The organism is Plantactinospora sp. WMMB782 (assembly GCF_049179135.1).
Classification (GTDB): Bacteria; Actinomycetota; Actinomycetes; order Mycobacteriales; family Micromonosporaceae; genus Plantactinospora.
The window spans coordinates 1-9,821 of the sequence record NZ_JBMHMC010000009.1 but is presented as its reverse complement, the minus strand read 5'-3'; the positions used below and the strand labels follow the sequence as shown (position 1 = coordinate 9,821).

Annotated in this window: 10 protein-coding genes and 14 tRNA genes; 4 read left to right on the top strand and 20 right to left on the bottom strand. The window is 71.4% G+C overall.

Annotation, left to right across the window (positions count from 1 at the left end; all coding sequences use genetic code 11):
* Positions 1 to 74 precede the first annotated feature (74 nt).
* Positions 75 to 1,181, bottom strand: coding sequence for an NAD-dependent epimerase/dehydratase family protein (locus ACN28A_RS38975; RefSeq protein ID WP_421391654.1), 1,107 nt, complete (start codon positions 1,179 to 1,181; stop codon positions 75 to 77).
* A 181-nt stretch (positions 1,182 to 1,362) separates the two neighbouring features.
* Between ACN28A_RS38975 and ACN28A_RS38970 the strand changes: the two genes are divergently transcribed.
* Entirely contained in the window at positions 1,363 to 1,935 is a 573-nt protein-coding gene (locus ACN28A_RS38970) for an ArsR/SmtB family transcription factor (RefSeq protein ID WP_421391651.1), read from the top strand.
* 83 nt (positions 1,936 to 2,018) lie between these two features.
* Positions 2,019 to 3,293 carry an MFS transporter gene (locus tag ACN28A_RS38965; RefSeq protein ID WP_421391650.1) on the top strand — a complete coding sequence of 425 codons (1,275 nt, stop codon included), beginning with the start codon at positions 2,019 to 2,021 and terminating at the stop codon, positions 3,291 to 3,293.
* Here the strand turns inward: ACN28A_RS38965 and ACN28A_RS38960 are convergent.
* Complete coding sequence (locus ACN28A_RS38960) at positions 3,274 to 3,477, bottom strand: cold-shock protein (protein WP_278063023.1); 204 nt, start codon at positions 3,475 to 3,477, stop codon at positions 3,274 to 3,276. The two genes, ACN28A_RS38965 and ACN28A_RS38960, sit on opposite strands and share 20 nt — an antisense overlap.
* 324 nt (positions 3,478 to 3,801) lie before the next feature.
* On the opposite strand from ACN28A_RS38960, the gene ACN28A_RS38955 reads away from it, so the two are divergent.
* Complete coding sequence (locus ACN28A_RS38955; RefSeq protein WP_421391649.1) at positions 3,802 to 4,410, top strand: DedA family protein; 609 nt, start codon at positions 3,802 to 3,804, stop codon at positions 4,408 to 4,410.
* Between the two features lie 188 nt (positions 4,411 to 4,598).
* On the top strand, positions 4,599 to 4,850 hold the full coding sequence (locus ACN28A_RS38950) for an SCO4848 family membrane protein (protein WP_421391647.1): 252 nt from the start codon (positions 4,599 to 4,601) through the stop codon (positions 4,848 to 4,850).
* A gap of 213 nt (positions 4,851 to 5,063) precedes the next feature.
* Here ACN28A_RS38950 and ACN28A_RS38945 read toward each other — a convergent pair.
* From ACN28A_RS38945 to ACN28A_RS38860, 18 genes are all read right to left on the bottom strand, one after another.
* Positions 5,064 to 5,136, bottom strand: a tRNA-Cys gene (locus ACN28A_RS38945).
* A gap of 5 nt (positions 5,137 to 5,141) precedes the next feature.
* A tRNA-Tyr gene (locus tag ACN28A_RS38940) sits at positions 5,142 to 5,224 on the bottom strand.
* A gap of 47 nt (positions 5,225 to 5,271) precedes the next feature.
* Positions 5,272 to 5,344: transfer RNA gene (locus ACN28A_RS38935), tRNA-Val, on the bottom strand.
* A 2-nt stretch (positions 5,345 to 5,346) separates the two neighbouring features.
* A tRNA-Met gene (locus ACN28A_RS38930) sits at positions 5,347 to 5,418 on the bottom strand.
* A gap of 2 nt (positions 5,419 to 5,420) precedes the next feature.
* A tRNA-Lys gene (locus ACN28A_RS38925) sits at positions 5,421 to 5,493 on the bottom strand.
* Positions 5,494 to 5,924: 431 nt separating this feature from the next.
* On the bottom strand, positions 5,925 to 6,671 hold the full coding sequence (locus ACN28A_RS38920) for a hypothetical protein (protein WP_421391645.1): 747 nt from the start codon (positions 6,669 to 6,671) through the stop codon (positions 5,925 to 5,927).
* Between the two features lie 64 nt (positions 6,672 to 6,735).
* Positions 6,736 to 6,809 (bottom strand) — tRNA-Pro (locus ACN28A_RS38915).
* 6 nt (positions 6,810 to 6,815) lie between these two features.
* Positions 6,816 to 6,888 (bottom strand) — tRNA-Arg (locus tag ACN28A_RS38910).
* A gap of 12 nt (positions 6,889 to 6,900) precedes the next feature.
* A tRNA-Leu gene (locus ACN28A_RS38905) sits at positions 6,901 to 6,973 on the bottom strand.
* Positions 6,974 to 7,047: 74 nt separating this feature from the next.
* Positions 7,048 to 7,122: transfer RNA gene (locus ACN28A_RS38900), tRNA-Leu, on the bottom strand.
* Positions 7,123 to 7,128: 6 nt separating this feature from the next.
* Positions 7,129 to 7,199 (bottom strand) — tRNA-Gln (locus ACN28A_RS38895).
* Between the two features lie 36 nt (positions 7,200 to 7,235).
* The gene (locus tag ACN28A_RS38890; protein WP_421391644.1) at positions 7,236 to 7,676 is read right to left on the bottom strand and encodes an HNH endonuclease; all 441 of its coding nucleotides are present in this window, start codon (positions 7,674 to 7,676) and stop codon (positions 7,236 to 7,238) included.
* Positions 7,677 to 7,726: 50 nt separating this feature from the next.
* A tRNA-Gly gene (locus ACN28A_RS38885) sits at positions 7,727 to 7,799 on the bottom strand.
* Between the two features lie 8 nt (positions 7,800 to 7,807).
* Positions 7,808 to 7,881, bottom strand: a tRNA-Leu gene (locus ACN28A_RS38880).
* Between the two features lie 40 nt (positions 7,882 to 7,921).
* Positions 7,922 to 7,993: transfer RNA gene (locus tag ACN28A_RS38875), tRNA-Glu, on the bottom strand.
* A gap of 210 nt (positions 7,994 to 8,203) precedes the next feature.
* Positions 8,204 to 8,276: transfer RNA gene (locus tag ACN28A_RS38870), tRNA-Trp, on the bottom strand.
* A 440-nt stretch (positions 8,277 to 8,716) separates the two neighbouring features.
* Positions 8,717 to 9,520, bottom strand: coding sequence for an alpha/beta fold hydrolase (locus ACN28A_RS38865; RefSeq protein ID WP_421391642.1), 804 nt, complete (start codon positions 9,518 to 9,520; stop codon positions 8,717 to 8,719).
* A 75-nt stretch (positions 9,521 to 9,595) separates the two neighbouring features.
* Positions 9,596 to 9,821 (bottom strand): MBL fold metallo-hydrolase (locus tag ACN28A_RS38860; RefSeq protein WP_421404919.1); only part of this gene is annotated, 226 nt, incomplete at its 5' end.

Sequence of the window (9,821 nt, the reverse complement as noted above, 5' to 3'; positions counted from 1 at the left end):
GCTGCGCGGCTCAGCGGCCCGTCAGCTCAGTGGCTGGCTCAGCGGCCCTTGAGCGCAGTGGCTGGCTCGGCGGCTCAGTGACTGCGGCGGCGTAGCCAGGCGTCCTCGGCGAGGTAGTCGAAGTAGTCGGTGCGGTAGTTCTGGGCGAGATCGGGGAAGACGGTCCGCCAGTCCCGGCCGTGCGCGGCGTCCACAAGCCACCGTACGGTCTCCGGCAGCGAGTCGAGATAGCTGGTCACCGGCCGGTAGCCGAGCTGCCGGTGCGCCAGGCCCATGTCCAGCACCACCGGGTGCTGCGTCGACCACGGGGTCATGCCCACCGGCGGTGCCGGGGACGGGCCGTCGATCAGTACGTCCTCCGCGTCGTGGTCCAGCGCCGCGTGCACGGCGGCACCGATCTCGCGTACGGTCGGCGGCTCCGGGTCGCCCGCGTTGAGTACCCGGGCACCGGGCTCGGCGGCGCAGAGCCGGATCAGTTCGGCCAGGTTGGCGGTGCAGACCGGGTGGAACCGGCTCTGCCCGGCGTACGCCAGCACCCGTACCGGGCGGTTGTCCAGGGCGCGTTTGACGAAGTGCCACTCGCGCGGGTGCACGGTGTGCGGCCCGTGGATCGCACCGGCCCGCAGCAGCGAGGTCGGCAGCACCGCCCCGGCGGCGAGCAGTTCCCGTTCCAGGGCCGCCTTGCCGGCCGCGTAGGTGTCCGCACCCGCCCCGGATCCCGGGTCCGTGTCCGTGTCCGGATCGGGGTCGCGCTCCGAGTCGGGGGCGGGGTCCGGTTCCGAGGGTGCCACGGTCGGTTGGGTCTCGGCGATCGGCACCGGGAACCGGACCCCTTCGGCACCGAACCCCCGGCCCTCGTCGTCGAGGTAGACCCCGGCGCTGGAGACGACCACTGCCGAACCGACCCGGTCGGCGAGCCGGAGCAGTTGGCGGGCGTGCCTGGCGTCGTACGCCACGGTGTCGACCAGGACGTCGCAGCCGGCGCCGACCGCGACCGCCAGCCCGGCGTCGTCCTCGCGGTCCAGCGGCACCAGTTCGACGTTCCAGTCCGGCGGCCAGGGTGCGCCGGCCCGCAGGCCCCGGGCGGCGGCCCGGACGTGCCAGCCGTCGGCCACCAGGGCGCGGACCGTGGCCCGGCCGACCTGGCCGGTGGCGCCGACGACCAGGGCGATCTTCTGCATGACGTCACGGTAGATCGGCTCGGTCGGATGTGCCGAGCGCTTCCGCTATCAGCCGAACCAGCTCTGCCGTCGATCTGTCCCGGCGGCCGTCGAAGTCTCCCGGCGGGACCGCCAGAAGCCCGCAACCACTATTGCACAACATCTCTTGCGCAACTGCTGTTGCGTGTGCGAGTCTGAGTGCATGAAGCGAGAGATCCGCCAGGTCACCGACTCCCGGGTGCTGGCCGCGATGTCCCATCCGCTACGCCGCCGTCTGATGGACGTGTTGAAGGTCTACGGTCCGGCCACCGTCAGCACGCTTGCCGAACGCACCGGACAGGCGGTGGCGAACGTCAGCCACCACCTCAGGGTGCTCGCCGCCGCCGACCTGGTGGCGGAGGCGCCGGAGCTGGCCCGGGACCGCCGGGAGCGCTGGTGGCGGCTGGTCTCGTCCGGCCTGCGTTGGTCCACCGCCGACTTCGCCGACGACCCGGCCAGCGAGGCCGTGCAGCAGGCGGCCGTCTCGCTGAACCTCGACCGCCAGGTCGGCCTGGTGCGGGACTGGCACGCCAGCGGGGAGGAGCAGCGGGCCGCCTGGGGGGAGGCGCCCTTCTCCACCGACCGCTGGCTGCGGTTCACCCCGGACGAGCTGGTCGAGTTCGAGACCGAGCTGCTCGCCCTGCTCTCCCGCTGGGGCGACCGGGAGCTGCCGGACGACGGGCAGCACCGCGAACCCGTCTTCTTCTTCGCCTACGGCGTCCCGGCCCAACCCTGACCCAGCCGACCCCTGCGCCCGCCGCTTCGCCCGCCCCGGTGCGGGCCGAGCGCGGCCAGCGGGCCAGCGGACGAGGAGAGAAGATGAGCCTGCTCCGGCAACGAGACTTCAGGCTGCTCTGGATCGGCCAGGGCGGCAGCACCTTCGGGGCCAGCGTCACCAGCGTGGCACTGCCGCTGGTGGCGGTCGCCACCCTCGGTGCCAGCACCTTCCAGGTGGCGCTGCTGACCGCCGCCGCCTGGCTGCCCTGGCTGCTGGTCGGACTGCCGGCCGGCGCCCTGGTGGACCGGCTGCGCTGCCGGCCCGTGATGGTGACCTGCGACCTGGTCGCCGCGCTGCTCTTCGCCAGCGTGCCGGTCGCCGGCTGGCTCGGCGTACTCGGCGTCGGGCACCTGCTGGCCGTCGCGCTGGCCGGCGGCACGGTGAGCGTCTTCTTCAAGACCGCGTACCAGGTCTACCTGCCCACCCTGCTGGACCGGGCCGACCTGGCCGAGGGGAACGCGAAGCTCCAGGGGACCGAGGCGGTGGCCCAGGTGGCCGGTCCGGGTGCCGCCGGCCTGCTGGCCAACCTGTTCGGTGCGGCGGCCGCACTGGTGGTGAACGTGTTCGGCTTCCTCGGCTCGGCCGCCTGCCTGCTGTCGATCCGGCGCCCGGAGCCACCCCGGGCCGCCGCGCCGGACGCGGGTCTCGGTCCGCAGATCGCCGAGGGGGTACGCTTCACCGTCCGCGACCCCTACCTGCGGGTACTCACCGTCTGGGGTGCCGTCAGCAACCTCGGGCTGGTCGGCTACCAGGCGATCCTGGTCGTCTTCCTGGTCCGCGAGGTCGGGCTGGGGCCGGGCACGGTCGGCGCGCTGGTCGCCGTGATGAGCGCCGGCGGGGTGGTCGGAGCCGCCGTCGCCACCGCGCTGTCCCGGCGCCTCGGCAGTGCCCGCGCGCTGCTGCTCTGCGCCCTCGGTGCGGAACCGTTCGCCCTGCTGATCCCGCTGACCGCCCCCGGAGCCCGGCTCGGACTGGTGGTGCTGGCCGGGGTGGTGATCGGTGCCGGAGTGGTGGCCGGGAACGTGATCAAGGCCGGCTTCCGGCAGGCGTACGTGCCGCACCAGCTGCTCGGCCGGGTCATCGTGACCATGCAGGTGGTCAACCTCGGCACCATGCCGCTCGGCGCGGTGCTCGCCGGCGCCCTCGGTACGGCACTCGGCCTCCGCCCGGCCATGTGGGTACTCACCGGCGGTCTGGCGCTGACCGGGCTGATCCTGCTGGTCGGTCCCCTGCGCAAGCGTCGTGACCTGCCGGAGGAGCCGGCCGGACCGGCCCGCCCGGGGCGCTCCGAGCTGGTCAGCGCGGCTGGACGTTAGCCGCCTGTGGACCCTTCTCGCCCTGGGTGACGTCGAACTCGACCTTCTGTCCCTCGTTCAGCTCGCGGTAGCCGGACGACGCGATCGCGGAGTAGTGGACGAACACGTCCGGTCCTCCGCCGTCCTGCTCGATGAAGCCGAAGCCCTTTTCCGAGTTGAACCACTTGACGGTTCCGGTTGCCATGGGTGTCTCCTTAGCGGCGCGCCTGGTGCGTGGCCCGCCCTGTACGCCACCGACAGTAGCCGCCCGGGATAGCCGGTGCGGGCGGAAGTCGGGAGTCGTACCAACCTCCGTTCCGGTCGGCGGCCACCTGCGGCGGGTCGGGTCGACCTCCGGGCGGTCGCGGTCGACCCTCGGCAGGCGGAGACGTCCGTCGGCGAGCGGGGGTCGTCCGTCGGCCTACGCCGGACGGCGGAGTCACCCCTAGACCGGCTCAGGGTCGCCGGTGCCGCCAACCAGGGCTCGCCCCGGATGTCCGGATGCCGCCACCTCCGTAACGTTCCTGACGTGGCGGACTGGCTGGTTCAGGTGGGGGAACTGCCGTCGTGGATCTTCCTGACGGTGCTCGGCGGGGTCATGCTGCTGGACGCGATACCGCTGCTCGGCGTACTCGTGCCAGGTGACGTGGCGGTACTGGCCGCGGTGGGGGTCGGCAGGCCGGCCAGTCTGGGGGCGTTCCTGGCGGTGATCATCGGCTGTCTCGGCGGCTGGTCGCTCACCTTCTTCGCCGGCCGGCGGTTCGGTGCCCGGTTGCGGCGCAGCCGGACCGGGGGGTGGATCGGGGAGGCACGCTGGGTGGCCGCCGAGCGGATCCTCGGCAGCGGCGGGGGCCGGATGGTGATGGTGGCACCGTTCCTGCCGGTACTGAACGCCGTGCTGCCGCTGGCCGCGGGTGGGCTGCGGATGTCGTACCGGCGGTTCCTGGGTTTCGCGGCGATCGGCGCGGTGCTCTGGGCCGGCCTCTACATGCTGCTGGCCATCCTGGCCCGCTCGGTCGGCGGGCTGCTGCCGGGGGAGTCGTTCGCGCTGCTCGGCACGGTGGGTGTCGGGATGGTCCTCGGCGGGCTCGTCCTGCTGGGGGTGCGCCGCCGACTCGGCTCGACCGTGCAGGGCTGACCGGGGCAGGGCTCTACCGGGCAGAGCTGTACCGGGGCAGGGCTGGCCGGGGCGCAGGGAGCAGACCGGGGGGCCGAGGCCGGCCGGGCGGCTTGTGGGGGACCGGGGGGACGGGTGGTGCCGGCCGGCTGGGGCCGCCGGCCGGCACCACCCGGGGGCACAGGCCGCGGCTGGCATACTGGGCTGCCATGGTGTTGTCGCGGCGTTGGGCCGGCTTCCTGGTCCTGGTCGGCGTCTGGACCTGGGTGATCTGGCCCCGGTTCGCCGTCGCCATCTGGAACGATGCCCGGGCCTGGTCGACCGGGGAGATCGGGCAGGGCAGCCCGACGAGCTTCCTCTGGGTGCACGCGCTGCTGATCGCGGCGTCCCTGGCGATCGGCACCACCGTCGGCGTCCTCGGCGTACGGGCCTGGCGGGCGGGTCGGGCTCCGCGATCCTGACCCGGTTCCCGGTTCCCGGTTCCGAGCCGAGCCGAGCCGAGCCGTGGCCGAGCCGTGGCCGGGCGGTCGGGGCCGGCCGGCGTTCCCCCGTCACCACAACCACCGCCGGCCGGCGAGTCATGGGCCCCGGTGTCGAACCGGGCACACCGCCAGAATGAGTGGCGGCCGAGCAGCCGACGCCCGCGCCCATGGCATCCACAGTGGATGGCATCGAGACCTCGCCGGGAGTCGAACCCGCATCACCCGCGTTGCAGGCGGGGCGCCCCACCGGGGACGAGACGAGGCCGGGCGTGCGGGTGGGAGGATTCGAACCTCCTGCGCGCGAGGCACCTGTTTTACAGACAGGCCCGACTCTCCGACGTCGGCGCACCCGCTCGGCCGACCGGCGGGACCGGTACGTGTTCCGGGCTGGACTAGTACGTGTTCCGGGCTGGACTCGAACCAGCGACCTTCGCGATGTCGACGCGATGCTCTTCCGACTGAGCTACCGGAACGGGAGCGGGACCGGGAGTCGAACCCGGGACCTGCGGCTTATGAGGCCGCCGCGCTACCACTGCGCTACCCCGCGAGTACGCCGCCGGGGACTCGAACCCCGAACCCACGCATTAAGAGTGCGTTGCTCTGGCCAATGAGCTAGCGGCGCGAGGACGTCCCGCCGCCAGGCGGGCTCGTCAAGAGTTGGCGGACCCCCGGGGTATGCCCTGCCCCGGGGGCCCTCGAATTCCACCCGTTCGCACGCCAGCGGCGTTTAAGCTCCACGATCAGTCTGCGGTCGACGTGCTTTGCCATTAAGCGACCGCCGCAGGGAGAGCGGCAGACTGGACTCGAACCAGCATCTCGTCGAGATTGTCGTGGTCGGTAGGTCTGGCGATGGGTGGGGGTGCTGAGTCTGGAGCGATAGTCTCAGCCTGCTCGGCGCCGGTCTGCCTCTGCCAGTTGGGCTACCTCGGCCCGGAGTGCCGAGGGGAGGACTTGAACCTCCACTGGAACCGTCGCCTTCGATGAGCCTGACAGATCAGCCTCAGTCTCGGCGCTCGTCGCGCCACCCCCCGCTCCACGGGGGTGTCTGGGAGGCTACCCGAACAGGTAGCCGAACACCTCGTCGCCGACGGTGCGCTCCTCGACGGTGCTGCTGTTCGCCTCCTCGCGGGCCACCTTCACCGCCTCCAGCAGCCTGTCGACCCGGCCGCGCAGCAGTTTCACCCGCTCCGCCGGCAGCGCGCCGGAGAGCTTCACCGTGGTCCAGATGCCCACCGGTACGTCCTCGGTGTAGACCTCGACCTGCGCCGGGTGCTTCTCGGTGGCCTCCGCCTTGACGTGGTTGCGGTGCACCTTGCGCATCTTCTGCGTCTGGCTCGGCGTACTCGCGTAGCAGCCCCGGTCGGGGTCGAACTCCCACCGTTCCGCCGCGTCCAGGGTGGCCAGCCCGTCGACGAAGGTACGCAGGTCGACGAGCTGCTTCTCCAGGAAGAGCAGATAGGTGACCGGTGCCTGGCTGATCAGCGTCCGCCCCTCGACCAGCACGTCGGCCTTTGCGCTGGCGTTCCCGGTGTCCTGCATGAACTGAAGGTCGAAGAGCCGACCCATGGTCGAGGCGACCTCGTCGAGCACCTCCTGGACGGTGTACTGCACCCGGGTCGACTCCGGCGGCAACTGCTCCCGGATGTCGTCGGCGAACGGCTGGTAGGTCCGGGAGATCCCGGACAGCGGCGGCGCCTTCTGGGTACGCCGGTGCGCGTCGGTCAGCTCACGCTTGGCCTGCGGCTTGAAGCCCTGCACCAGCGCGTTGACCTTGTGCAGTTCGGTGGGGTTCGGCACCATGATCCTCTCGGTCTCGTCGGGCAGACGATAGTCGTCGTCGTCGGCTGCGGCGACCCTGTCGAAGTCGGGACGGCCGGATTCGAACCGACGGCCTCCGCACCCCCAGTGCGGCGCGCTGCCAAGCTGCGCCACGTCCCGATGTCGTGCCCCTGGGAGGATTCGAACTTCCGACTTCCTGGTTCGTAGCCAGGCGCTCTGTCCACTGAGCTACAAGGGCTTGAAACGGCAGTACCCGGAGCAGGAGTCGAACCTGCAACACACCGGTTCTGAGCCGGCGGCCTCTTCCGTTGGGCTACCCGGGCATGGAGTGACGCGGGATCGAACCGCGCACGCGGAGCTTGCAAGGCAACGCTGTGCACCAGCACCCACCCCGAAGTGCCCTCGGCGCGACTCGAACGCGCACGTGACCAGGCTCTCGACCTGGTGCCTCTGCCAATTGGGCCACGAGGGCATCGCGCTTCCGGACGAGGATTCGAACCTCGATCGCCTGAGCCAGAATCAGGTGTCCTGCCGTTGGACGATCCGGAAAAGGCGGCCGGCGGGGGAGAATCCGCCGGCCGGCCGTCAGCGCCGGGTCAGCGCGGCCCAACTCGGGACCGTCGCCGCCGACCGCAGTTCCATGCCCGCCTCGGCAGGGGTGCGGTCCGCCTTGCGCTGATTGCAGCCGTCGCAGGACGCGACGGTGTTGGTCCAGGTGTTCCGGCCACCGCGGGAGCGGGGCAGGATGTGGTCGACGGTGCTGGCGTGGCCGCCGCAGTAACCGCACCGGCGTCCGTCCCGGGTGAGCACGCCCGACCGGGACCAGGCCGGCCCCGAGCTGAACCGCCACCTGGTGACGACGTACCTGACCAGCCGGACGACGGTCGGCACCGGGTACACCCCGATCAGCCGGTCCGGTACGGCCTCGTGCACCTCGGCGACCCGCCGGACCAGCATCCGTACGGCGTGCCGGAGACTGACCCGGTGGAGCGGGCCGAGGTCGGCGTTGATGACCAGGACGTCCACCGGATACCTCCTTCTCTCGTCGACGTCACGGAACTCTGGAAGTGTTCGAGAGCGGCTACCGGGATTCGAACCCGGGACCTCCACCATGGCAAGGTGGCGCGCTGCCAACTGCGCTACAGCCGCACGGGAAATGCTCCGGGTGCGATTCGAACGCACACTGTGCGCGTCTTGAGCGCGCTGCCTCCTGCCGTTGGGCTACCGGAGCGGATGGTGCCGACCGGGCCCGGAGAACGGGCGCGGTTCCGTAGACCGTGCCGGAATCGAACCGGCCTCTTCCAGGTTGAGAGCCTGGCGAGATACCACTACTCCAACGGTCCGAGCGGGGTGTCCACAACCCCTGGTTCCGTCCGGGACCCGAGAATCGAACTCGGTTTCTCCTGTACCCAAAACAGGCGGGTCAGCCGTCTCCCTCGCCCCGGATCCGCCCGGCCGGCGCGGTGGTGCGGCGCCGGCCGGGCATCGGTAATGCCATCCACTGTGGAGTTCTCAAGTTGGTGCCGTGTCCGCCGGTCGGGACCGGGGAGAAGCAGGGGCGACAGGACTCGAACCTGCAACCTTCGGATTTGGAGGCCGCTGCGCTGCCAGTTGCGCCACACCCCTGTGCGGAATCGTGCACGGTGAAAGAGACTTGCGGGGCAGGGAAACATCCGTGCCGAAGAAACGCGCACGGTAAGAGAAACGCCGCCCGGTCCCGGGTCTGGGAGGGCGGCGTGGACGCGAGTGCAGTCGCGTTACGTCCGCCAGCCGCCCAGCTCGGCACATTCGCCGGCGCTGCCTAGGACGGGGTGCCCGAGGATGGCACAACCCGTCGAGCCGGACGGCAGTTGCCGCCACGCTCGCGATGAGTTCTGCCACAACATCGGATGCTCCCTGTCGTTCGCTGTCGATTCGGTGTTGATCGCTGTGGTAACTACGGTAGGGGCGGCTCTGCGACCGGGCAACATCTTTTTCGACTTTTCCCGGGCACTTTCGGATTCCGGGCCGCGGTGCCTGCCCGCCGGCACCGGGTGAGCCGGTGCCGGCAGGCGTACACAGTGGAGTCAGGAATCCCGCTCGACCAGCCGCTTCACGGCTGCGGCCACCGCCTCGGGGGCCTGGGCCTGCGGGAAGTGGCCCACGCCGGGCAGCATCACGACCTCGGCCCTCAGCTGCTCCCCGATCCAGTGCGCCTCGGCCGCCGGGTCCTTCCAGTCCACGTCGGCGGCACCCATCAGCACGACGGCCGGGGCGGACACCTCGGGGAGCCGCTGCCGGGCCGGCTCGTGCGAGGTGCGGGTGGTCCGGACGAAGGCCCGCCAGTGTCCCGGCCGGAGCAGGTTGTCGCGGACCCGGGCGAGGTGTTCGGGGTATCCCTCGGGCTTGGTGCCGGGCACCCACTTCGGGTAGTAGCCGAGGAAGGCCGCCGGGCCCCACGGCCGGACGAGCATGATCCGGAAGAGCAGGTTCAGTACGGCCGCGCCGGCGGGCTGCCGGACGAACGGGCCGAGCAGGACGAGGCCGGGTACCTTCGCCGGGGCGTCGGCGGCGGCGATCACGGCGGCTCCGGCTCCCATCGAGTTGCCGACCAGGTACGCCGGGCCGCCGAGTTCGTCGGCGAGCGCGAGCATGTCGCTGGCGAGCGCCACGTCGTCGTACCCGGCGAAGCTGGTGTCGCTGTCGCCGTGCCCCCGGATGTCCAGCACCGCGACCCGGTAGCCGGCCGCGACCAGTTTCGGGGTCAGCAGCCGGTACGACTGGCGCAGTTCGCCCATCCCCGGGGAGCAGATAACCAGCGGCCCGTCACCGTCCCACAGCTCGTACGCGATGCGCCCCTCCGGGCGGTGGAGATACCGGGTATCTGTCATAGCTTAAAAGCTACACCCATTAGCCAAGCTCGCCAACGGTCGCCAGCGATCGCCACCCCAGGTGCCCCGTCGGGGTCACCAGCCCCGGGCGCGCCACTCCGGCAGCGACGGCCGTTCGGCGCCGAGTGTGCTGTCCCGGCCGTGCCCCGGATAGAACCAGGTCTCGTCCGGCAGCCGGTCGAAGATCTTGTGCTCCACGTCGTCGATGAGCGAGCCGAACCGCACCGGGTCGCGGTCGGTGTTGCCGACCCCACCCGGAAAGAGCGAGTCGCCGGTGAACAGGTGGGTCCCGTCGACCTCG